Genomic DNA, 23,403 nt, shown 5'->3' with positions numbered 1-23,403 from the left:
AGTCTATACTAAAAATAATTCAGAGACCAACCGAGAAACTTTTACCATGATTTATGACAAAAGCTTTATCCTGGCTTATTAAGGGCAGCACCTTGTTTTGTCTATTGCCTTGGGAGCCAATTGCGGCACAAATTGCTCCCGATACAACTTTAAGAGTCAACTCCAGCGTCACACGAGAGGGTAATAATACCAGTGCGATAACGGGAGGAACCCAAGTCGGAAGCAATTTGTTCCATAGCTTTGGACAGTTTTCTGTACTCACAGGAAGCACAGTCTACTTCAAAAATGCCCCAGACATCCAAAACATTTTGACAAGAGTGACGGGTAGCTCAATATCTAATATTGATGGTTTAATTCGAGCTAACGGCATAGCCAACGTATTTCTTATTAATCCCAATGGGATTATTTTTGGGCCGAATGCTTCACTGAATATTGGCGGCTCGTTTTTCGGCACTACTGCCAGTAATATTAAATTTGCTGATGGCATCTCCTTTGACGCTAAACCATTTAGTGGTGCAGAACCGTTGTTGACAGTGAGCGTGCCTGTGGGATTAGGATTTGGGACAAATGCTGGCAATATTGGCGTCTTTGGAGACGGCCAAGGTATAAGAAAAACTTCAGACCTCATAGATACTAGTTCTGGTCTGCGTGTACAGCCAAATCAAACCTTAGCTTTGGTGGGTGGTGATATAGTACTCTCACGCGGAACGCTTAAAACAACAGGGGGACAGATTGAATTAGGCAGCGTGGCTGGAGCGGGTTTGGTCAATCTGATTCCTACAGATAAAGGCTGGACATTGGGATATTCAGGCATCTCAGCCTTTGGAGAGATCCAGTTGTCTGGAGCAGCAGCAGTTGATGCCAGTGGGAATGGTGGTGGCAATATTCAAATACAAGCCAGGAAGCTAATGCTAGACGGTGGTTCTCAGATTGAGTCCAGCACATTAGGAGCAGGAACGGGAGGAACAATGAAAATTAATGCTTCAGATTCAGTGAACCTTGTAGGATTACCAGAAGTTAATTCGTTTTTCAACACTGGTATATCGAGCCTAGTTTACCCAAGAGCTACTGGATCTGGTGGCAACATCAATATTGAAACTGGGCGGTTAAATGTCCGGGATGGAGCAGGGATCGCTGCTGGTACGTATGGCTTTGGAAATGCTGGTTCCATAGAGGTCTTAGCTCATGATTCAGTAGAAGTGCTGCGAAAACCAACAGCGAATGCAGGCAGTTCCATAACAAGTTTGGCCCAACGAGGATCTACTGGTTCTGGCGGTAACATCAAGATTGAAACTGCGCGGTTAAGTCTACGCTCTGGAGGAGTGATATCATCAGGCACATTTGGGCAGGGTTCGGGAGGCAACGTATCTATAACTGCTGACGAAGAAGTGCAAGTAACCGGAAAGTCATTAACTGGTAATTCTCCTAGCAGAATATCAGCTCGAACTGGAGGAACTGGAAAGGCCGGAAATCTGACAATCGAAGCAGAACGATTAACTGTCACTGATGGTGGGAGAGTAAATATTGGTGGTGAAAAAATTCCAAAAAATCTCAACTTTCAGCCAGGGCAAGGAAATGCAGGAACCCTCCGAATCAACGCAGACAGTATCAATCTAGACAGAGGTACTATCACAGCGGGCACAGAGGGCGGCACAAAAGGCGAAGGAGGCGACATTTTCTTACACTCTGGTGACTTACAATTACATGACAGTATCATTACTGCGACTGCTGGGGGTAATGGCGACGGCGGCAACATCACTATCAACACAGATATCCTAGTTGCAATAAAAAATAGCACCATCACAGCAAATGCTTTTGAAGGGGAAGGCGGTAATATAAAAATCGACACCAAAGGACTATTTCTTTCTCCTGATAGCAAAATTACAGCTAGTTCGCAGTTCGGATTGAATGGCACGACTCAGATCAACACCTTATTTACTAATCCTGTGCAGGCTAAAGCAGAACCAGAAGCGATTCGTGCAACTCCTGAGATTGCATCGGTTTGTCAGGGACGATCAGGGACAGTAGCTAGAAGTAAATTAGTTGTTACTGGTACTAGCGGTCTACCAACTAGTTCTAACGACCTGCCAGTTAGCGATTTTAGTTGGCAGAGTAACTTTGTTCCAGATCAAGCTATTAATAATTCAGAAAAACCAAAGTCATACTCAAGCGAAGAACCAATACAAATCATAGAAGCCCAAGCCTTGATACAAGATTCTGATGGGAATTTTATTTTGACGGCAAAACAACCTAACACTGTCGTTCATAATGCTTTGTTATCTGCCAGTTCGTGTTTTCAATCATCTGATGTATCAAAAGTATTACCAGTGACAAAAACGACTCAGAATGATGATTAGACTCCGATATTGCTTTAAGTACTTGTTGCTAGTCATTTTAGGGTTGTCTATAGTTGTAAGCCAACCATTTCTTATCCCGGTTCAAGCTGTAAATAAAGAAGCGCAACAACAGAAAGAGGCGGATTTACTGACCCAAAGAGGTCAAAAGCAATTGGATATTGGACAAGCACAGGAAGCCTTTGAAAGTTGGCAAAAAGCTACGAAAATTTATCAAAAACTTCAGTATGAAGACGGTATTACGGGAAGTTTAATCAACCAGAATCTTGCTTTACAAGCGTTGGGTTTCCATTATCGGGCTTGTAATACGCTTCTGTCAGCTCTGAAATTAGAAGCAAATGCTTCTCTTTGCGCTACTACGCCACAGCAACCTACTGATAAGATGGAAAAACTGCTGACGGCAGCCATTAATAAGCAAACTCCTTCACCCGTAAACTTGCTCGGATTGCACAACTTAGGAGAAGTCTTGCGTCGGCTGGGGAAGCTTGATGAATCAAAAAAAGTTTTGGAAGAAATATTATCTGCTGCTAAGTGGATACCCTCCGTTGACACTAGTGGAATTCTGCTTTCATTAGGTAGTACTAGTCAGGACATTTACAAGCAAATACAAAATAAACATTCCGAAATGGAAGACCCATTTTTTCCAAAAGAATTTGTCAATTTTATTCACCAAAAAGCACTGAAATCTCTTGATATTTATCAACAAGTTATTAATACCTCTAAGGCTCCAAAAGAAGTACAATTGCAAGCTCAATTACGTCGTTTAAATTTATTGTTAGATTTTGATAACTGGTTAGCAGTAGAGTTAAATTCAGGTAATACACGATTAACTGAAGTTCGTACTAGAATCACTCACCAAATACAGCCTGCTGTTGCTTTACTGTTGAAAAGTCATTCGACATTTTCTCAGTTACCAGCGAGTTATTCTATTTATGCCAAGTTGAACTTTGCTAAAAGTCTGAATCAAATTCCAGACCAGCAGTTCCATTCGCTAGCTATTGAATATGCTGAATCTGCTTTGCAAACAGCTAAAAGTACTAATAGTCAAAGATTACAGTCAGAGACTTTGGGCACTTTAGGAAAGTTAAAACCAGAGCAATCACAACCATATTTTGAAGAGGCTTTGGGATTGGCTCAATCAGTTCAAGCATGGGATCTTGCCTATCAATGGCAGCAGGAATTAGGAAAATTATATAAGGAGCAGAGAAAGTATAAAGAAGCTGCCCAAGCATATAGTGCAGCAATTGAAAACGTGACTCATGTTCGGGACAATCTTTTGGCAACTAATGCAGATTTACAGTTCTCCTTCAAAGAAAAAGTAGAACCTTTGTATCGTGACTATATGCGATTGCTCCTAGTAGATTCCAACCCAAATTTGGAACAAGTAATTCAAACTAATGAAAGGTTGCAAATAGCAGACTTAGAAAATTATCTTCAATGTGGTAAGCTTAATCTTGTAGCTTTAAATGATCTGAAAAATTTAGCTATCATGCCTTCAGTAATTCATATTATTGATTTAGGCAACACTATAGAGGTGGTTGTTCAGTCACCTGATAAATCCCTTCACCATCACTCTGTTGATCCCAAGTTAGTCAAAGTTCATGCAAATCATCTTTTACAAACTTTACATGATCAGAAATTTGCTAATACTAGAAATTTCGTAATTATTGATTACTCTCAAGCACTTTATAATTCGCTAATTGCACCCATCAAAAAATATTTACCACCAGATGGAACATTAGTCTTTACTTTAGATACATCTTTCCAAAATTTACCTATGGGCTTGCTTCATGATGGAAAAGATTATTTACTGAAGCACTACAACATTGCTGAGACTTTGGGTTCTAAAGTTCGGCAACCTAAACTCTTACCTAAAAAACAGTTAAGAGCTTTAATTGGTGGACTCTCTAAATCGAGTCCTAGCTTCCAAGCGGCAAATGCTCCCAAAGACCTGACAGAACTGCCATCTGTGCTAGAAGAAATAGCAAACGTCAAAGAGCAAACCAACTCTTCACTCTCGTTGATCAATGAAGAGTTCACTTATAAACGCTTTATAAAAGAAGTAACTACAGAGAATTTTCCGATTATTCACTTAACAACTCATGCTCAATTCAATTCTGTTCCTCAACTGACAATGTTTTTTAGCTGGGACAAGCCAATCAACTTATTCGAGTTTGACAGTTTACTCAAACAAAAACATCAAATCAATGAAGATGCAATTGAGTTATTGGTTTTAAGTGGTTGTGAAACAGCTAAGGGAAATAAGCGCTCGGCGTTAGGAATCGCTGGAATCGCAGCCCAAGCTGGAGCAAGGAGTACTGTAGCAACTTTATGGCGCGTAGATGACAAATCTACCGCTCTCCTGATGAAAGAATTTTACAAGGAGTTGAAAGATGGTAAAACTAAAACAGAGGCACTACGTCTTGCACAATTGAGTTTGCTATCAAATCCAAAATACTCCCACCCATACTATTGGGCAGGTTTCCTCCTCATCGGCGGTTGGCTTTGAGATTGTCGGTGGAACCTTCCCTCACGGTAAGCTCTTCTTCGCAACGTCCTCTCACCCCCAGTCGAGTCACAGCTTTAGTGTTGTAACGACCGGAGTTAACACAGCCTGATGCGCGATCGCTACTCCAAAACTGAAAGTGAAATCGATGGAGAGCGATCGCCAACGCGGTAAGCGATGCACAAGCGCAATGCTTTTCGCCCTTTTCTATCGGCATCACCAAAAGCTGACAAGAACCATCTTTTTCTTTAAGTGATAAATTCCTTTATTCTCTCATCTCAAATAGATGTTCGAGCGGTTTATCCGACACACAAACGGGTGATTTTGCCACTTTTCAAATGTACGGAGCTTTTTCAGAAATCAAATATAAGAATCATACTTGAATTTTATTAAGTATATTGAGAAAAAAACCTTTGTATGGTTAGCTTCTAGCAAATTTAGTTTTTCAGAAATCAAATATGAGTCCTATATTAGTCCTATTTTTTTAATGGGTGATAAAAACACACAATTAGATTCTCAAGAGACTGTTTGGGACAACTTATCCTTCCATTTATGGATCAGTTATCGTCCCACTGACAGATTTCATCAATTTTAGCCGTGACTGTACCTGAGCTAATTCATTAGAGTTGCCACTACTTTTTGCCAACCACTCTGCCATCTTGTATTCACGGAAAGCTTCATCTAGTAACCATGCATCCAAATAACGATCTCCTAGTACTCTAAACAGAGTCGGATTTCTACTACCTGCTGCCACTCTTGCTTTTAATGAATTAATTGTTTCATTTAAAAAGCCTTTTGACATATATATAATATCTAGTTCGAGAAAAGAAGCTTCGTCGGCAGATAAGCCTAATTTTTTAATTACATTCACCTGCTCTAAAACCTGTTTAACATCACCTTCAGGCAATACATGGACTACTAACTTGCCAGGAAAATTAATAGGAGAGTCACCTTTATTTGCAGTTACTGTAATTGTATACGCAGCGCCGTACTCCAATTCTTTTCGCTCTTTTGGATAGGGCAGTATAGTATCTTTTACTTCTGTTTCCCAGTGAAATTCGTAACTAGTGACCTCTACTGTATAACTGGTAGCATTAACAATAGGATGCCAAGAAATTGTTGGTCGGGTATTCAAAAGTATATTTCCGTAGGGAGTAGTCAGCTTTAGTGAATCTTGATTCTCACCTGGGCCTTTCATCTTTGGACAGCCATCACGATTTAGAGGTGTACATTGCCGTCGTTCTGCTTGAAACTGTGGCGGCGTACAGATGCCTGAAACACCAAAAACAGCACTCTGCTGAAATTCTAAAACCTGGCGACTCGAATAGCACACAGCCTTAACCTTACTTCCGTTAGCGGGGGTGATTTTATCTCCTAGACAAATCTCGCTTCCGACTGCTAGATAGCGATCGCCTGAGCTGATAATTCTACCAACTTCATTAATGCAGACACGCTTTGCTACTAGTTGTGGTTGAGCCAATGCGCTGCCAGAGTTTGATAGAAGCATTATTGATGCAATTGTTACCAATGGAACTCTAGAGACTTTTTTCCCTACTTCGTTAGTTGAGTCCGGTGTGGCTAGATTGGGCATTGAAAATATTGTCTGGTTATCTTTAAGTTAGTAGCATAACGGGATTAGGGAACAAAAAAAAGCCTATGGTGAAGATCCCGGCACAATATCTCCCAATAACCGCTTTAATACTTGCTTCCTCCATTTCTGAACCTCTAACTGGTTAGACTCAGCAACCAAGCAGACTTCCCAGGATATCCTTGCATGATTAATTTCCCCCAAGGCTTCATGTACTTGTGCTAGCAGGCAGTAAGCATCTGTTCTTTTAGAGTCCAAGTCTGTCGCTTTTTCTAAATATTGCTTCGCCTCGCTATACTTCTTTTGCCCTAATTTCGCCCAGCCTAAATTCTTGTATAAAGTAGCTTGACTTTCGGGGTCTTTAGTTTTTTTTAACCCATCTAAAGCTAAATAAACTGCTGTATTATAATCACCAGTTATATTCTTTAGTCTGGATAAATTATTAATTGCAGCTACAGCTTGACTATTATTTTTTATAGCTAAGTTATATTGCTCTTCCGCTAATGTATATTCCGTTCTTTCATCATAAAAACTTCCCAGCGTATAATGCCCTAACCATGACTTAGGATTTAATCTAAAAAGCGTCTCATAGGCAGTTTTAATACAGTTATCGTCCGATATCTCTTGACATATTAAAGCCAAATTAGTATAAGCATCTTCATATTTAGGATTAAAATTGATAGCTAGCTCATAGTATTTCCGAGAAGTTTCAAGAGTATTTCCACGCCGATCTGCTTGATCAAAGTAAAACTTAGAGATTGAAGAAGCTAGATTAGAATTATATTTAATTGCTTGGTTAAAGTCATTTTGAGCATCTACCAACCGATTTTCTTGTTGAGCTTTTTTTCCTTGAGCTAGATAATAATTAGCTATAATAGGAAGTGATACATAGAACAAGCCAAGCAAACTTAAAGCCCCGAAAACACCCGCGCCAATTTGAAATGACTTCGATGTTATTACACGGTGAAGCTTTGATTTAAGTGGTAAGCTCTCCAATCGCTGCAAAATTACTCTAGTCGTTTGTGGACGTTGCCCTGGTAAGGGAGCCATTAATTCTTCGATAAAATCAGCAAAAGGCTTGTCAATCTGCTCTGCTTTATATCTCCAAATTAGATTTCCTGTGTTTTTATCTGTTGGCAAACGCATCAATGAAGTGCCCGTGACTAAATGCACAAAGGTTCGCCCTAAAGCATAAAAATCTGATTGGGGTACAGCTTGTCCATTTACTTGCTCTAAAGGGGTATAGCGAGGTGTGACGACAGCTGTAATTTCATATACCCCTCCTCTGCCTGTACTGGTTCCCCCACTTCCACTAACTTTAGCTAAGTAGGTGTCAGTAACTCGCCGTGCAGTACCGAAATCAACTAATGCCAGTTGACTATTTGGCTGAAGAACTATATTAGAAGGTTTAATATCACGATGAAAAAAATTAGAGCGGTGTACTGTATCAAGGATTTCAACTAACTGTTTAAGCCATTCCAGTGCTAGAGATTGTGAGATTCTCCCATTAAATTTTATCCATTCCTCTAGGTTCTGTCCCTCAAATTTGTTCATAATTAAGCAATGTAGTGTTAGAAGACTATCGTTTGGAACAACAGTAAAATAGTCTTCTAAGGTGCTACGAGGAATTTTTGGGTGTCGAATGAGTTGCAAAGTGAGAGATTCCCGCTCAATTAGCTCTGTAAGCTTAGGTGTATTCCATTTCAGAACTTTCATGACTCGTTGTTCACGAACTGGATGCCACCTAGTACCAGCGTCATCTACTTCAAAAACATCAAAGTAGTTGTACGGGTTATCAGTAAGGGCTTTTAATGGTTTTATTAGACGGATACGGTTGTTAATCAGTAGTGAAGTCCCACAAGAGAGACAATTTTCAACGTCGTCGGGATTTTGGCGGTGAGGACACAGAGGATTGATACAGTAACTCACTGAATCTCTTCACCTCTTCCTCTTCTAGATATAAAGCATGAAGAATTGCTTGGCGAATGCTTATTTTGTACATGTGTATTCATAACCGTTAGCTTTATCTATTATTTACTAGTCTGGTCAACTAAGATTTAAGCGTTGGTCACCTAAAGCCCTTGACGAAAAGCCAAGGGTTGCTGAATCTATCTGAAAGTCCAAGTGGTTTTTTGAGAACATATTATGATGTATAGACAATGTAAACAATTATGAACATAAAGCAAGTATCATAGAGGTGCAGTATATTCTTAACTGAAACTAGTTCTAATCTACAAGAAACCATCACAGATATTTAATACACCAATAAAAATAAAAAGATATGAATTTTAGGGCTGAATCAAGATTTAAGTCTACTACCCCTTCTCCCATTCTTCCACAAGAACACGGGGTTTTAGGGCAGAGATTTTCTGCAACTGTAGATTTTGAAGAAGCTTTTGCTGTAGTAGACAACCTAGTGTTAGCCGAAAGACGCAAACGCTTGTCGTTGCCTGAAATCCTTGTTCTTAGAGCAGCTTGGGATGGAAAGGAATATAAAGATGTAGTAACCAATTCGACTTATAGCCTTAACTACTTGCAAAGGCGTGTAGCCCCTCCCTTGTGGAATATGCTTTCAAAAACGATTGGAGATGGCGAACGAGTTGAAAAACAAAGCTTGCGATATTTTTTAGAGCGAGTAACAAAGGAGTATCAATCTCAAGATGCCATACATCAAAAACAAACATTCCTTGCTAATAATCAGATACAAGTGATTGGGACTAAATCACCTGATATATCCAGTTTTTATGGGCGTGTACAAGAACTAATACATTTAAAAAAGTTAACAATCAAGCAGAGATGCGTATTGCTAGTAGGGGTAGCAGGAATTGGCAAAAGCGCATTAGCAGCAAAACTATTAGAAGAACTTCGTTTGGAGTCTAAACCGAAATTTGAGTGTTTAATCTGGAAATCAGTGGCCCATGCACCATTAGTTCAAGACTTAGTTGCTGATTTAATCGAGCTAATCCAGCCTCCGCAAATCCCTTCTAGTTTGCCTGAGCATACACAGTCCATGATTTCAGTGTTGATCAAGCAGTTGCAATCACGTTCCTCTCTGCTGGTATTAGATGCCTCTGAAGCTTTATTTCAAACGATTAACTTTCAGCAACAACGAGAGTATGGATTATTCTTTCGTCGCTTAACAGAGGAGCTATCTCAAAGCTGCGTAATTATAACTAGTCGAGTTTTTCCTGATGAGCTTGAGAGTTTAATAGGAGCTGAATTACCTATTGATTTTCTGAAAGTTGAAGGTTTAGAAGCAAACGCCGCATTACAACTATTATTTAGCAAAGGATTAACAAATCCAGAAAAATGTAATGATTTAATCAAAACTTATAGAGGTAATCCTTCAGAACTAAAAGCAGTAGTCAATCGAATTAATCATTTCTTTGCAAGTAGCACCGAAAAATTTTTTGAAAACCCAACTACATTAGTTAGTGACCAGTTCCAAGAAATGCTTAATCATTTATTCAGTAACGTATTGAGCGAAATTCAGAAGCAAATTATGATTTATTTAGCAGAAAAAGTAACTTCAAATTTACAATCTATTGGGTTTGCTCAACTATTGAATAATATGAATTATGAGACAAAAAGCTCCGTTTCAAAATTTGAGCTAATTAAGGCATTAGAAGTACTTGAAAAAAACTCATTAATTGAAACTATTAAAGACCCTATCACAGAAGAAATCAGCTTTAACCTAGAACCAGTAATTAAAAAATATATTAAGACAGATCCACTTGGATTAATACATACATCTAATGCTTCTGCTTCACCCAATTTACCGATCGCATCTTAATAGAGGTAGCTATGATTAAAGGAAAACTACAAGTAACAATCAAAATCAACGAACTTCCTCAGCCCAACACTGTAGGAAACGGTTTGCAGCAGTTTGGCCTAAACTGTGATGAACACATTATTTCAGTCACAGTTAAACGTAAAATTTACAAGAAGCTGACCCATGCCGCCAGTAGTAATTATCTACAGTGGGTAGCAGCGATGTCCAATGACAAGCCGCGAAGCGTCTACGCTCTTAATCTCGGTCAGCAAACACAAAACGGGTTGTGCTGGACGAACTCAATATACAAGTTTTCGAGCACAAGCTTAAACCAAAGGCAAAAGCCACGGCTGGTGATGCTTGAGCCAGGGTAATCACACCCTACACAGAGGTGCTACCAACCCTCGATTACCCCTAAAGCAATCCTTAGCAAACATGGAGGTCACAAGTAAAAATCAAAATAACGCTAGATACCAGATGACCAGAAGTTCTGTAAAATCAAAACGAACAAGAAATGCAGGGAGATATACAATAACACCAAAAATTTAAAGGACAAAATGCCACTAGGGAGTGGGCGCTTTGTCCAAAGAGCAAAAAACTGAATAACTTCAGAGCGGGGTTATCTCAAAGCAACCAAAGCAGTGGTATAGGAAGTTTGGCGACTTGTTTCCACTGACTGGTCAGATGAGATTGAATCTGCGCTGCTTCTCGTATTATACGAGAAGTCGCACGAAACGCCTAGTTTTGTGTGGCACTTTTGCCTGTCAAAATTCATGATTTTTGTGTAAAGTTAAGTTTTGTTAAAAATGTCCCGAATTTTGTAGCTAAAAGATGTAGCAACGCGAATCACAGTTACCAGTTATCAGTTATCAGTTAGGAGTAGAGTCCAAGATTGATAACTGTTAACTGTTGACTGATAACTGATGCAACCCCCTCTGAAGCTTGTCAACCAAGTTATCAGGGAAAAATATCATGGCAAATAGAGAACACCCTAAGAGCGCTGTAGTTAAGTGCATGGGGTTGAGTACAGCTTTCGCATGGCAATTTTGTGTTGTGACGAAGGGGAGTTTTTGGAATATCCAGGCTAGAGCAAGAGTTTCGCAGCTTGAAACAGTTCTCTCCAAAAAATTCCTTGGAGAGAACCGATGAATGCAGCGACAACTGAATATCCAAACAATCTCACGGCAGCGGAATACCATGAGTTGTTAGCTGGTAGCGCCATTCATCCGGCGTTGATTAAGCGCAACTTTTTCCATGTCGAGGGAGAATCAGTTTACGACTACGTGTTCATCTCTGATAAAATCCCACGCAAGAATGCAGGTCGAGTCACGGATGCATACGTAAAAATGTATCAGCATCTATTACTGGGTGGGACGTGGATTCAGTCACTTGACCCGTTTAAGAACTGGCAACCGATGGAGTGGGGGCGGATTAAGCCCAACTTCCCGCGCATTGATTGGGAAAAAGGCAAGCCAGTTAAGTACGAGTCGCCACCCAAGACAGCAAACCGTGTTACTTACTTCGATGTCGCTAACCCCATTTGGGACAAAGTTGCAAAACGCTATTTAATTAAGCGCTATCATTCGCTTTTGGCGCTACGCCTGTTGGATAAGCTTAATCCGCTAATATTTTGGGAGTGGGTGAAACAGCATCCAGAGATTCCAATTATCTTATGCGAAGGGGAAAAAAAGGCTGCTTGCTTGCTGAGTATGGGGTTTGTAGCGATCGCGCTACCTGGAATTTGGAACGGGCGCGTGGGCAAACAAGATTTTGATGAACGGTTGCATCCTGACTTAGTACCGATGGCTCAGGCGGGACGCAAGTTCATAATTCTTTTTGACTACGAAACTTCTTCTAAAACCAGATGGTCGGTGTTTCAAGCCACTGTTCGCACTGCAAAAGCAATCGAATCGGCAGGTTGCTTTTGTGAAGTTGCGCTGTTGCCGGGGCCAGAAAAAGGTGTAGATGATTTCGTGGTAGCCAGGGGTGAAGATGCTAATGCTCTGCTAACTGCAATTATAGATGATGCAAAATCACTAAAAGATTACCAGCGCTCGTATCGGGCGAAAAAATGGGGACTAAGCAAGTACCAGCCGGATGTCACTGTTAATGTTAAGTATCTCTCTGAGGCTTTGTGTATTCCTGAACTTGAAGAAAAATGCTTGAGAGTGCCTGAGCTTTATGAGCTTGAAAAGGAACAACTTTTCACGCCATCTATAAAAGGACATCCTCCAAAGAAGGAGTCTACGGATTCTGGCGGAGTTGATTCAGACAAATCGAAGAAATCCCCTACCTTCAATTTCCCAAAATCAGGACTAGTCGTACTCTGGAGCGACATGGGTACTGGTAAAACCCAACTTATGCGCTGGTGGCGTGACCAAAACCCCGACGCGCGGTTCCTCAACAATGGGCATCGCGTAAATTTGCTGAAAAATCTTGCCGAACGCTTGCAGACGGCGATGTATTCAGACTTGGGTTACACAGGTTTAGCCCAGGCTCAAGCCCTTAGTATTACTATCGACAGCTTGCATAAGCTGAATACTCAGTCTCTCACCTACGGCTGCATATTTATAGATGAAGCCTGCCAATACCTCACCCACCTACTACACAGTAATACTTGCAAACAGCACCGTGCAGCAATACTTGAAGTCCTGGAATATATAGTATACAACGCGCCACTGGTCGTCATCGCTGATGCACACATGGATGATTTAACGGTAGACTTCTTTCTTGCAATGCGACCCAAAGGTGAAGTCCCATACATTATCAAAAACGAGTGGCGAAACGGTTCACGCACAATTTATTGGTATGAGGGGGATAATTCAAGTGCGCTGGTTGCCCAAATCTCGGCAGCGCTGATGCTTGGTGAGAAAGTTATGGTTGCCAGTGACAGTAAGCGTTTTATCAAAAAACTCGACAAATCCTTTACTATCAAATACGAAGAATCTAACTCCGAAAAATCACATACACAAAAAAAATGGCGTATCTGGTCTGTTCACTCTGACAATTCTGGCAGTGATGAGAATGTTGCTTTCATCAAAGATATCACCAACGCCGTCAAAAACTTTGATGCCTTGTTCACCTCTCCCAGTCTCGGTACTGGTGTTGATATTTCCCAGTATCATTTTGACTTAGTGTTCGGTGTCTTTCACGGCGTTTCCCAAACTGCTACCGAATGTGCCCAACAGCTTTACCGTTATCGTCCAAAAGTCCCGTTTCATATTTGGGTGGCCCCACGTCCCCCCTTTGGTTACAAGGATACAAACGCTACTAAGATTAAAGAGCGCTTGCTCCAAACCAATGAAATGACCGCTTTTCTGTTGCGGATTGACCGTCAAACAGGCTTAAGGGGCGCAGAGAAAGATTGGGCGCTTGAGGCTTACTGCCAAATTATGGCTAACCGCCACTATTCTCTGAATAATCTGCGTGATGATTTGCGATCGCTCCTCACCGAAATGGGCAATACATTTATATGTGTGGGAAGTGATTCAGATCCTCAATCTCTTGAAAGTCTTAAAGCAGCAGCACAAGCTTTGGATAGTGCCCACAATTCGGCTGTTGCCAAGGCCAAGAATATTACTTTGAGCGAGTACCGTGCCCGTCAGAGCAAAGATTACCTTGACCCTAATGAAATTTTTGAATGCGAAAAATTCCGCATTTCTGATTCTTACGGCATCGAAGTAACCGAATCACTCGTAGAAATGGATAAAGGTGGTCGCTTAATTAGAGCTATCGCCGGACTTGAGGCCATTTTAGCCCCACCCGAAGAATCGTTTACTGACCCCAAAACTGGGCAAACTTATCCTACCCCACCAACAATTGTCACCCAAAAAGACCGCGCCGAACGGGACAATTTACCTTTGTGCATCGACTGGGGCAATTACTCGGCACGGTGGCTGGCTAGATTTAACCTGGGACTGCATCAGATTCTCACTTCTTTAATGAAGGGTGATGAATTTACTGCCGACGATTCCACCTTACTCAAGATGACGGCGATTGCTAAAAACTGTGCTGCTCACGTTAAAGCAATTCTTGGTTTTACTATTCCCAGTGACTGTAAACCTATTTGGTTGCTGGCCACAATGCTAGAGCAGCTGGGGCTAAAGTTGACTTTCCGTAAAATTGGCAAGCGCGGTCAACAGGTGAAACTTTTTTCTTTATCTAAAGAGGAATTAGAATTTGCAATGCATGTAATTGCTCATCGCGTGGAAAAGCGTAATCAAAAAGAAAATCGAACCTATTATGCTGCTCAAACCCCTGCTGCGTATAATGTAAACCTCAATCAGCAGGCCGTATCCACACCCCCCTTTGATGCTATAGGGAACTCCCATTGCCAAGGGGAGGATACTACCGAATTTGAGTCGCCCCCAACCGATCGCATTACGCTACTCCACTGCGTAGAAATACTTCGCTCTGGCATTTTTCGTGGAGTGGACGCAATTAAAGGCATTCTCAAGCGATGGGTTGAGGATTTGCGCTGGGAGGTGGTGCTGGAACTTGAAGCGATCGCAGCGAATGAGCTGCGGCGAGTCGAGGATCTTGTCCCGGAATTTTATGCCTTGCTCTCTGAAGATGTGTTGCCGATGGAGGGGTAAAGTCAGCATCACATACACGCAATTATGAGACAATTACTTATTAGAATCTAGCAAGCGAGAATTGCTGTTCTGATAAGTAAATGCCTGAAACCATTGAAAACACCGCACCCTCTCCTCTCGCTCTGCCTTCTCCCATCCCGCTAGTCGAACATCCCGCTGCGGTCTATTTGGCAACCCTTTCCCCTGGTTCCCGCCCCACAATGCGCCAAGCTCTCAATGCGATCGCGCGATTGTTAACCAACTCGAGTTGTGATGCGATGACCCTGAACTGGGCAGCACTGCGCTACAAACATACGGCAGCAGTCCGCTCTGTGTTGAGCGAAAAATATGCACCAGCTTATGTCAACAAAGTGCTGTGTGCTTTGCGGCGAGTTTTAAAAGAAGCCTTGCGGTTAGAAATAATGGATGCTGTTGATTTTGCTCGTGCTGTAGACATTCCCAACGTTAAAGTCACCAAGCAATTGCGGGGACGTGTCCTTACGGCAGAAGAAATCGCCCAATTGATGCAAACCTGCTTTGATGACCCTACCCCCACTGGTTACAGAGATGCTGCAATATTTGCAATACTCCGTGGATCTGGAGTCCGCCGCTCTGAAGTGGTGAATTTAGACTTGAGCAACCTTGACTTGAATACTGGGGCAATAGAAGTGCGCGGTGGCAAAGGTGGTAAAGATCGGACTGTGTACTTACCCGATGCTGCTCTTACTGTCGTCTTGGACTGGTTATCGCTTCGAGACTTCGAGGCAGGCCCCTTGCTGTGTCATATCAACAGAGGCTCAAGGATAGTACGACGACGGCTTACCTCTCAAGCAGTGCTGTTCATCTTGCAAAAACGTGGTTTAGAGGCGGGAGTAACTAATTTCTCCGCTCACGATTTCCGTAGAACTTTCATCTCCGATCTGCTCGATGCTGGTGAAGACATTTCTACAGTTCAAAGGTTAGCTGGACACGCAAACAGTGACCAGACTGCCAGATATGACCGTCGCGGTGAAGAAACTAAACGCCGTGCTGTCCAAAAGTTGACTATTCCAGGACAGAGGAAGAAATCTCCTCTATTGATGTAGTTTCTACACTTTTTCTATACGTTCCTGGCTCTGAAATGCGATCGCTCTTCTTTTCAGTTTAGGGCTACAAGGGAATGGGTCGGTGAAGTACAAGAAATGGAACCGAGCGATTATGCAGATGAGCAGTATGGGTATTTTCAGGAACTAGCGGAATCACTGGGAATATTTAATACTTAATCTCTGGCGAAGATGTTTGATGCTGGAATTGCTAGGGGGTGATATCTATATTTATTTGCAATCATCGCCAATGGTAGCCGTTGGCAGTAGCATCTCTTTACAAAAGCCATTGCTTGAAGAATGCGCTGACACATTTGGCGATGATACTATCAAGGTAATTCATCATGATAAATTACACGATTTAATAAGCGTGGGCAGTCCAAGTTTACCTAGATGATACGCTTTCCATGAGCAATACAGGGCGTAAAAAAAAATTAGCATCTTTCAACTGTGACCAAAGGAAGTGGGAGCAGTTTATCGCCTGTTGCAACTCGAAAGGCACAACAGCAACAGCCACACTGATCGAATTTATCGATCTCTACTTAGGCGATTCCCAAGATAAGCTTGATGCAATAGGTGGTAATAATTTAGACGAACGCCTAGATTCTAAGATTAAGGCAAGTGTAAAGGATTACTTAGCTACGAGTGATAAAAGTCACAGTAGTCCGACCAATGAAACGATAAAAGCTATTTGCGAAAGACTTGATAAGCTCGAGTCAGAGTTTTTAAGTGAATCTAATAGCAATCAAACCACAGCAATTGATAATCTTGCCAATTTAGAACAAAAAGTGGAGGGGTTGACAGCCCGAATGACACAGTTAGCTGAGGCGATCATTAAAATTCAAGACTATCTCAACAACCAACAAAAGCGGGGACAGAAATCGTACTACAATAATTCATCCTTCAAAGCGCATACTCCTAGAATGCAACCGTTAACTGAAGAAGGTTTGGCTTCAAGACTTGGTGTAAGTGAGGAAACTGTACGTAAGGAGCGAATTAAACTCCCCCCACCGCTTTTTGTAGCATGGTGTAAGGGGAAGGATAGAGCAGGGTTGGGGTGGGAATTTAACGATCAGACGGGATTTTATCATCCGGTAAATTAGTATTTTTATTCTTTTCAAGAATTTCGTAATTTACACTGACTCGCCTGCCGAATAGAGTGATTGCAGATAATGACAATTAGGAGCTTTAGGTGCAGCGAAAAATCGAATTAAAAAGGGGTTTTGATAATACAACTGTTGAAGCATATTTGGTAGATTTAGAACAAAGACATGTTGATGATTATGTTAATGAATGGGTCGAAAAACTAAGGTTATTTAGTCAAGAAGATAAATACTGGGACTGGATATTTAAATTAAGATATATTGGCAATCAACAAAATCTTGAAGGTTACGCAGTTGAGTGCGAAAATAAAACTCAAGGATTGATGATAATAGAAACACAAATGCACGGTTCTCGGTTGAATATTGGTAAGAGGTTAGTTTATATTGATGGCATTGCCACTGCCCCCATTAACCGAATCGAGATTCAACGCCCACCTCAATTCAAAGGTGTTGGTCAATCACTGTTAAATTTCGCAAGAATTAGAAGTGTTGAGTTAGGGTATGAAGGTAGAGTTGGGTTACATTCCTTACCAAGGTCTGAAGGATTTTACGAAAAACAAAACATGTTGAACTGCGGTTCGGAAGAAGAATATGAGAATTTAGTTTACTTTGAGTATGGTGTATTGAGACGAAGATAAAGTCTGAGCGGGTAAAAATTTATGAACCATCAACAACAAAAGGATAATTTTGAGGCAAACGAGTCAATAACAACCCAAGAAGCTATAGATTTACTTTTTGGTGAAGGATGGCTCGAAGAGGCTGTTTGCATCGAAGATGAAGCAAATTGCACTATTGGCGCTGGTTTGGATTGGGGTAATGCATTACCACCTTTAATGCTCAACCTTCCTTTATTTGGTCGCCTATCAATGCTGCGTGTATCTCTCAACCGCGAGGTCAGGCTAATAATTGAAACATGGGATTTAGGTATAGGTACAACTTCTGCAACAGAAACTGCAAGGGCACGCATTAAAGAGCGGTTGCTATCCCCTTCGTCTGAGCTAATACCTCACTTGGAAGCTACTTTGTTGCAAGATGATTTATACGGTGAAGAGTTTATATCTAACCGAGAAGCTCTAAAATCGTTACTTGCAGTAGTTCTTACTGATTCTGATAGAGAAGAAATTGCAGAGAAGGCTGCTAATTCAATACGCACACAAGTTATGTCTCAGGTAGATTTTTCTGGTAAACTTTCTGCGTAAATATAATCACAATAATATCGTGTCAAATTCAATCAAATTTATCAAAGGAGCGAATGCGGGAGCAGAGGTTACTCTACATCGGTCTTAGCCGCATTACTCTTATTCAATAGCTGGGAATTAAATGGCAACGCATTTTTATAATGAGGAAACGCCAAGAGTGAATCCTAACCTGAAAGTTTTAAAAGTTGAATTTCAATAATTTTGCACGAGTCTTTATAAAAATCATATAACATCAGTCATGTTAGAAAATGTTACTGTTTGGGAACCCTAAAATAGTTTTGCCATGAGGCTATTGATGGGATGTGGGCGCAATGAACCTTACTAGCAATTCTAGGGTTATGGGGCGGCTTTTACAGGAACTATCGTGGGTTGGTAGTACGATTAAAGAATATCGAGATGGTGGACGAGGGTTTGAAAACGTTCTCACTGCTGAAGTATTTCTTGCATTAGACTTTCTTCCTCGTCAATTTTTCTTGGGTGCTGTACTTGAAGCATCGCATGGTGCTACAAAAGTGCGTACTCTACTTCAACGAGAGATTGAACAAGCTGAGTTTACTCTTTTACCAGGCAACTTCTACCTAACCCCAAGTGGTAGAGTGCATCAAAAAGAACTTGCAGTACAACCCGACGGAGTAATCAAAACACCAAGTTGTTTTGGGCTGATTGAGGCAAAACGTATTAAACCAAGTTCATTTCAGCCAGAGCAACTCTCCCGCGAGTTTGTACTGGTGATGCAAGAGGCGTTAAATCGAAACCAAGAGCCAGTACTATGGCTTGTTCTAGGTGAAGAACCTCCTGTATCAGTTCAACGGCATGGGCGGTTAAATCCTATAGATGCAATTGAGCTTTATCTTGAATCCGTGTTAAAGCGTACCGAGAACCATAATTTTGAAAAATCAGTACTTCTACAACAGGTTCATGAAGTGGTTTGTTGGACTACTTGGCAAACCATAAAAGAAGTAGTTCACAAGCAAGTTTGCGACATTACTATTCCTGAACCGTCGGCGAAGGGGTGTGTACAGAGGCTTGCGAATTCAGTTGTTCAATCGATTACTTGGCATTCATAAAGAACTGACCAGACACCACTAAAGTAATTCTTCTAATTACCTTTCTTCCACTCATCAAATGATTGGCAAGCTTTCCCTGTAGGAATTAGTCCATTGGAGGATACACCAAAATTTGTAAGAGTTGCATTTTCTATTTGTGCATTTGCGACAGCATCTCGCAATATCTTCTCTTTTTCCTGTTTTGGTACGATTTCTATTTTCGCATCTTTAGGTTGAGGATTACTGCCTTTCTTTAGTGGAAATTCTCTGACAACATATAATTGCTCTTGTTTAGCAGTACCTGATGCAAGACATCCCCTAGATTTGACAAAAAGAGTTGAGTCCGATGAAATATCAGCAAAGAAGCTAGGCTTAGTGATAAACTTTATTTCTCCAGCAGGGCCCCATACATAAATAGGTGTTTGGAAACCTTGAGTAGGAATATCTTTAGTTTCATCACAGCCCAAATTTATTTTTCTATTTAAATCTACGCCAGCATTCCCACAAACTTTCCAAGTTACTTTGTATAAATCAGGCGTACTCTCGACAAACTGTTTGAACTTTTGCTCTCGCTCTGCTTCGACTGCTTTTTGAGTATAAGCAGCTTTTTGTTCTGGTGATTGGCATGAAGACACTCCCAAACTTAACAGTAAAGCAAGTACATAAATCTGGTTTTTGTTAAGATTGAATCTCATAAAAACACACCTAATTTTGCACAGTTATTTGTGATTATTTTAACAAATAAATAAGTTTAAAATCAATTTATTAAATATATCTATTTTATTTATAGATAAATATAGCAAATATCAAATACGAAAACTAGTTAAAATTTAAATATTAATATAAATTGCAATTTTTTGATAATTTAGCGTCATTTTTAAGTAAGATTGATCACTCAAACAATGCGGATAAATTAAGAGAGAATGGCATATTGTAGTCAAAAAGCAAGAGGTAAAAGTACTGTATTTTTCAATACTTTTGTCTGTGGAAACAATTTTTTATAACTTTTATTATCAGGATGACCAACAAATAAAAAAACTGATGAATACTGCGCTGATAGAGCAAGTATTTGACCTGATAAAACTAAACAATCCTTTGATTGCGATAGAATCTCCACTGCAAGAAAGGGCAAGACTACTGAAAAGCATTGCTAGGGAATGTCAACAAAAGCACGTTTTATGCTATCTGTGGACACTATCAGACGATCAATTACATCAGTTAGAGGTTAATGGGCAGGACTTGATTTTACAGCAAGTACTAGAGTATCAGCCGATGACCAAAAATAAACGCGAAGATTACTTTGAGATCCTGCGATTTTGGAAAGCTACTGAAAAAGAAGGCATTTTAATATTAGAGGGGATATTTCCTTGGTTGGGAAACTCAACTACTGACCCGGATTTTTTCTTAACCGCCGAATGGATTAAGTCTGCCCTTATAAATCTGAAACTTGACAACCGGAACTCAAATAGAACAGCTATCCTGTTGGGGCCAAACGCCAGTCTTTCATCTGAAATTACCGCATTTGTGCCGACGATTACACAAGATCTGCCAACAGTTGAAGAAATCAGCAATTATCTACAAGGGGTATTACCAAAAAACTATAATGAAAAGGAAATTCATGAGATCGCCCTTGCTGCTGTGGGGATGTATTTAGCAGATATTGAGTATGGGATTAGTTGGGCTACAGCTTCTTGTACCAAAGCCCAAGAACTGACAAAAAAACTTTCTCTTTACAAAACTGACCTGCTCAGGCGAGTTTACAATATTGAGTTTCTCCAGCCCCCAGCAATTGAAGTTGGCGGACTGGACTTGATGCAGGAATCTTTTAAGACATATAAGCGCTTATTAACGCCGTTAGCTAAAGCATATAATCTTCGGCTACCCAAAGGTATTTTATTGATTGGGCCCCCAGGCACAGGTAAATCTCATTCAGCGAAAGCTTGCTCCCAGCGATTGGGGATTCCGATGATCGTTTTAGAGTGGGGCAGTTTTCGTAGTTACGGCAACATGGCGGAGTACAAGCTAAAAAACTTGCTGGCACTGGTAGACAGAATTAACCGTGTAATCCTATACCTAGACGACTTTGACAAGGGATTTGCTCTCGATGATGATTTGTCCCGACGACTAGCAGGGATGTTGTTAACCTGGATGCAGGAAAGAAAGAGTGATGTATTAATTATTGCTTCTGCCAACAACATTGAATGGCTACCACCAGAACTGACCAGAAGCGGGAGATTTGACGACATTTTTAAGGTGGATTTACCCAATAATGGGGAACGACACTCGATTTTTAAAATTCACCTTGCCAGATTTGATTATCGATTCCGTGATTCTGATGGGTTCAGCGATGAAGAATGGCGTAGACTGCTCAAAGCGACCCATCGCTGTGTAGGTGCGGAAATCCAAGCAATTGTGGAAAGGGCTGCTATCTCTACTTTTTGCCTGATGTTCACAGACGATGTTCCACCTATGGGTGAACTGCCGCCGCTAGAAATTAGACTTGAAGCATTATTGTCAGCGAGAAATAATATGAATCCTCTGGCAATCCGGGAAGCTGAACGGATTGAGGGTATGCGAAACAAAGCTGATTTACAAGGTTTACCGTCCAGTCCCCTTGACTCAAGTGTATATAGTGTCGGCAATGTCAATATTTTTGGTTAAATTATGCAATTAGTCAAAATTCCCACAACAATCGACTTATATGCTGCGGCTTACAAACTGTTAAATATTCTTGGCCCAATTGCGGGAATATCAATTATTGTCGCTTCAACAACTATCGCTTACTTGCAAACTCGTCCCCAGCATTTACCCATAACGCAGATGCTCACCTACAACAATTGCACATTCAAGTTGGAAGTAGCCACCACACCTGTTGAATTAGAGAAGGGGCTGAAGTTTCGCAATCATTTGCCCGGCGATCGCGGGATGTTGTTTAATTTGGGCAAGGAATACAAAAATGTCCCCTTTTGGATGGAGCAAGTAAAAATCCCCCTAGACATCATTTTCATCAAGGATAGTATGGTGACGACAGTGATTTACAACGCTCCACCCTGTGCAAAAAATCCTTGTCCAATTTACAAGGGTAGTGTTGCTACTCAGGTTTTAGAATTGCCCTCTGGTACTGTTAAAATTCAAATCGGCGACAAGCTCAACGTCCAGCCGTTATCGGTTCCATACTGAGGAGAAAACCAATGAAGCCAATTCGCTTTTTCGCCCATTCGGAATTAAACTAAGCTCGACACTAGGGGCGGGGTTTCAACCTACCTTGCGATGATGCGGATTATTTCGCGCCACTTGCGGGCGTTAGCGGAGCGGGACGTAGTACGGTTTTTCCCTTTCCCTTTATTGATAAAGGGAAAAAAGTCAATAGGCTATCTGCCGCTTATTTCTCTAATTTTCATTAATGAATATAAAATTGTATACCTATATAATTTTAAACACTGATAATAAACAGCTATAACATCTATATAAGCAGTCTACTTGCTAGATTTGCTGTAGAATAGATTGTATTAAATATTCTATGTAGGCAAAGGTACGGTTTTTTTTAGTACTTTGGTTTGTAGGTTTTGTGAGTGAAAACCCGAATAATATGCGTATCGTTTCAGGAGAACGAAATGCATACTTACCGCAACGAGACTGAAGGTTTTGTTAATACCGATACTGCTGCTGTACTGGCTTCAGGAAAAAATAACAGCACGATAACAAATAGTACACTAGTGCTAATGGGAGCGACGGGTGCGGCAATGATCGTGTCGATGTCAGTCCATAACATCCTCTTAGGTGGATTGATGATTGCTACGGCGATCGCTATAGCACTACCAAAGCAATCTCAAGCTCTGTTGACTAATTTTGAGCAGATACAACGCAAGTATGGAGTTAATCTCTATGCAGTATTATTTACGATTTTGACGGTTGTTTGTCTACTTGACTTTGCAGCAGCCCCAGCCGATGCACAGTTTTTTAACAATGCTCAAACCTGGATGACTAATACCTTTGGCAATGCTGGGAATGGTCAAACACAAGCAGTTGTAGAATTGTTCTTCAACGTATTAAGAGGTCTGTTCCTACTCTATGTAGGCATCAGCTTGGTAAGAATTGCTCAAGCAGCCCGAAATGACGAAGATTGGGTGCGATTCGTTTAACTGAAACCAGTAGCAATACTGGGGGATAGTTAGCTTG

At 40.9% G+C, this 23,403-nt stretch carries 18 protein-coding genes; 14 read left to right on the top strand and 4 right to left on the bottom strand.

The genetic code is table 11. The annotated features are described in order from the left end of the window. The first annotated feature begins 53 nt into the window (after positions 1-53). A complete protein-coding gene (locus tag RMY27_RS30530) occupies positions 54-2,357 on the top strand; it encodes a filamentous hemagglutinin N-terminal domain-containing protein (RefSeq protein ID WP_322668579.1) in 2,304 nt (767 codons plus the stop codon). After that, on the top strand, positions 2,347-4,863 hold the full coding sequence (locus RMY27_RS30525) for a CHAT domain-containing protein (RefSeq protein ID WP_322668578.1): 2,517 nt from the start codon (positions 2,347-2,349) through the stop codon (positions 4,861-4,863). The genes RMY27_RS30530 and RMY27_RS30525 overlap by 11 nt, the downstream gene beginning before the upstream one ends. Here the strand turns inward: RMY27_RS30525 and RMY27_RS30520 are convergent. The 3 genes from RMY27_RS30520 to RMY27_RS30510 all read right to left on the bottom strand — a co-directional run bounded on the left by RMY27_RS30520 (position 4,844) and on the right by RMY27_RS30510 (position 8,377). Beyond that, positions 4,844-5,077 (bottom strand): hypothetical protein, encoded by a 234-nt coding sequence (locus tag RMY27_RS30520; RefSeq protein ID WP_322668577.1) that lies wholly within the window; start codon positions 5,075-5,077, stop codon positions 4,844-4,846. The two genes, RMY27_RS30525 and RMY27_RS30520, sit on opposite strands and share 20 nt — an antisense overlap. Positions 5,078-5,410: 333 nt before the next feature. Further along, positions 5,411-6,367 (bottom strand): hypothetical protein, encoded by a 957-nt coding sequence (locus RMY27_RS30515; RefSeq protein WP_322668576.1) that lies wholly within the window; start codon positions 6,365-6,367, stop codon positions 5,411-5,413. A gap of 147 nt (positions 6,368-6,514) precedes the next feature. After that, positions 6,515-8,377, bottom strand: coding sequence for a protein kinase domain-containing protein (locus tag RMY27_RS30510; RefSeq protein WP_322668575.1), 1,863 nt, complete (start codon positions 8,375-8,377; stop codon positions 6,515-6,517). A gap of 517 nt (positions 8,378-8,894) precedes the next feature. Here RMY27_RS30510 and RMY27_RS30505 point away from each other — a divergent pair. From RMY27_RS30505 to RMY27_RS30465, 9 genes are all read left to right on the top strand, one after another. Continuing rightward, positions 8,895-10,241: an NACHT domain-containing protein gene (locus tag RMY27_RS30505; RefSeq protein WP_322668574.1), complete on the top strand. Its 1,347-nt coding sequence runs from the start codon at positions 8,895-8,897 to the stop codon at positions 10,239-10,241. An 11-nt stretch (positions 10,242-10,252) separates the two neighbouring features. Next, positions 10,253-10,594: a hypothetical protein gene (locus RMY27_RS30500; RefSeq protein WP_322668573.1), complete on the top strand. Its 342-nt coding sequence runs from the start codon at positions 10,253-10,255 to the stop codon at positions 10,592-10,594. Positions 10,595-11,365: 771 nt separating this feature from the next. Continuing rightward, positions 11,366-14,815, top strand: coding sequence for a plasmid replication protein, CyRepA1 family (locus RMY27_RS30495; protein WP_322668572.1), 3,450 nt, complete (start codon positions 11,366-11,368; stop codon positions 14,813-14,815). 80 nt (positions 14,816-14,895) lie between these two features. Further along, a complete protein-coding gene (locus RMY27_RS30490; protein WP_322668571.1) occupies positions 14,896-15,879 on the top strand; it encodes a site-specific integrase in 984 nt (327 codons plus the stop codon). A 196-nt stretch (positions 15,880-16,075) separates the two neighbouring features. After that, a complete protein-coding gene (locus tag RMY27_RS30485) occupies positions 16,076-16,273 on the top strand; it encodes a hypothetical protein (RefSeq protein ID WP_322668570.1) in 198 nt (65 codons plus the stop codon). A gap of 10 nt (positions 16,274-16,283) precedes the next feature. After that, entirely contained in the window at positions 16,284-16,979 is a 696-nt protein-coding gene (locus RMY27_RS30480; protein ID WP_322668569.1) for a hypothetical protein, read from the top strand. A gap of 89 nt (positions 16,980-17,068) precedes the next feature. Continuing rightward, positions 17,069-17,617, top strand: a complete 549-nt coding sequence (locus RMY27_RS30475; protein WP_322668568.1) for a GNAT family N-acetyltransferase — start codon at positions 17,069-17,071, stop codon at positions 17,615-17,617. A gap of 21 nt (positions 17,618-17,638) precedes the next feature. After that, positions 17,639-18,178 carry a hypothetical protein gene (locus RMY27_RS30470; RefSeq protein ID WP_322668567.1) on the top strand — a complete coding sequence of 180 codons (540 nt, stop codon included), beginning with the start codon at positions 17,639-17,641 and terminating at the stop codon, positions 18,176-18,178. Positions 18,179-18,489: 311 nt separating this feature from the next. Further along, on the top strand, positions 18,490-19,245 hold the full coding sequence (locus tag RMY27_RS30465; protein ID WP_193950900.1) for a hypothetical protein: 756 nt from the start codon (positions 18,490-18,492) through the stop codon (positions 19,243-19,245). 32 nt (positions 19,246-19,277) lie between these two features. On the opposite strand, the gene RMY27_RS30460 is transcribed toward RMY27_RS30465, so the two are convergent. Next, positions 19,278-19,919, bottom strand: coding sequence for a hypothetical protein (locus RMY27_RS30460; RefSeq protein WP_322668566.1), 642 nt, complete (start codon positions 19,917-19,919; stop codon positions 19,278-19,280). A gap of 346 nt (positions 19,920-20,265) precedes the next feature. Between RMY27_RS30460 and RMY27_RS30455 the strand changes: the two genes are divergently transcribed. The 3 genes from RMY27_RS30455 (at position 20,266) to RMY27_RS30445 (ending at position 23,366) form a co-directional block, all read left to right on the top strand. Beyond that, complete coding sequence (locus RMY27_RS30455) at positions 20,266-21,885, top strand: ATP-binding protein (protein ID WP_322668565.1); 1,620 nt, start codon at positions 20,266-20,268, stop codon at positions 21,883-21,885. Positions 21,886-21,888: 3 nt separating this feature from the next. Next, positions 21,889-22,404 (top strand): DUF192 domain-containing protein, encoded by a 516-nt coding sequence (locus RMY27_RS30450; RefSeq protein WP_322668564.1) that lies wholly within the window; start codon positions 21,889-21,891, stop codon positions 22,402-22,404. Positions 22,405-22,838: 434 nt separating this feature from the next. Next, positions 22,839-23,366, top strand: coding sequence for a hypothetical protein (locus RMY27_RS30445; RefSeq protein WP_322668563.1), 528 nt, complete (start codon positions 22,839-22,841; stop codon positions 23,364-23,366). The last annotated feature ends 37 nt before the right edge of the window (positions 23,367-23,403 follow it).

Origin of the sequence: Nostoc sp. DedQUE09 (genome assembly GCF_034530915.1) — a bacterium.
Taxonomy (GTDB): domain Bacteria; phylum Cyanobacteriota; class Cyanobacteriia; order Cyanobacteriales; family Nostocaceae; genus Nostoc.
Note: the sequence above shows the minus strand (reverse complement) of the source record. Positions and strands in the feature narration are given on the sequence as shown.

Bases quoted from the DNA above. Each gene is read 5' to 3' on its own strand.
- RMY27_RS30530 (WP_322668579.1), top strand. From the start codon at position 54: ATGACAAAAGCTTTATCCTGGCTTATTAAGGGCAGCACCTTGTTTTGT.
- RMY27_RS30525 (WP_322668578.1), top strand. From the start codon at position 2,347: ATGATGATTAGACTCCGATATTGCTTTAAGTACTTGTTGCTAGTCATT.
- RMY27_RS30520 (WP_322668577.1), bottom strand. From the start codon at position 5,077: ATGCCGATAGAAAAGGGCGAAAAGCATTGCGCTTGTGCATCGCTTACC.
- RMY27_RS30515 (WP_322668576.1), bottom strand. From the start codon at position 6,367: ATGCTTCTATCAAACTCTGGCAGCGCATTGGCTCAACCACAACTAGTA.
- RMY27_RS30500 (WP_322668573.1), top strand. From the start codon at position 10,253: ATGATTAAAGGAAAACTACAAGTAACAATCAAAATCAACGAACTTCCT.
- RMY27_RS30495 (WP_322668572.1), top strand. From the start codon at position 11,366: ATGAATGCAGCGACAACTGAATATCCAAACAATCTCACGGCAGCGGAA.
- RMY27_RS30490 (WP_322668571.1), top strand. From the start codon at position 14,896: ATGCCTGAAACCATTGAAAACACCGCACCCTCTCCTCTCGCTCTGCCT.
- RMY27_RS30485 (WP_322668570.1), top strand. From the start codon at position 16,076: ATGCTGGAATTGCTAGGGGGTGATATCTATATTTATTTGCAATCATCG.
- RMY27_RS30480 (WP_322668569.1), top strand. From the start codon at position 16,284: ATGAGCAATACAGGGCGTAAAAAAAAATTAGCATCTTTCAACTGTGAC.
- RMY27_RS30470 (WP_322668567.1), top strand. From the start codon at position 17,639: ATGAACCATCAACAACAAAAGGATAATTTTGAGGCAAACGAGTCAATA.
- RMY27_RS30465 (WP_193950900.1), top strand. From the start codon at position 18,490: ATGAACCTTACTAGCAATTCTAGGGTTATGGGGCGGCTTTTACAGGAA.
- RMY27_RS30460 (WP_322668566.1), bottom strand. From the start codon at position 19,919: ATGAGATTCAATCTTAACAAAAACCAGATTTATGTACTTGCTTTACTG.
- RMY27_RS30455 (WP_322668565.1), top strand. From the start codon at position 20,266: ATGAATACTGCGCTGATAGAGCAAGTATTTGACCTGATAAAACTAAAC.
- RMY27_RS30450 (WP_322668564.1), top strand. From the start codon at position 21,889: ATGCAATTAGTCAAAATTCCCACAACAATCGACTTATATGCTGCGGCT.
- RMY27_RS30445 (WP_322668563.1), top strand. From the start codon at position 22,839: ATGCATACTTACCGCAACGAGACTGAAGGTTTTGTTAATACCGATACT.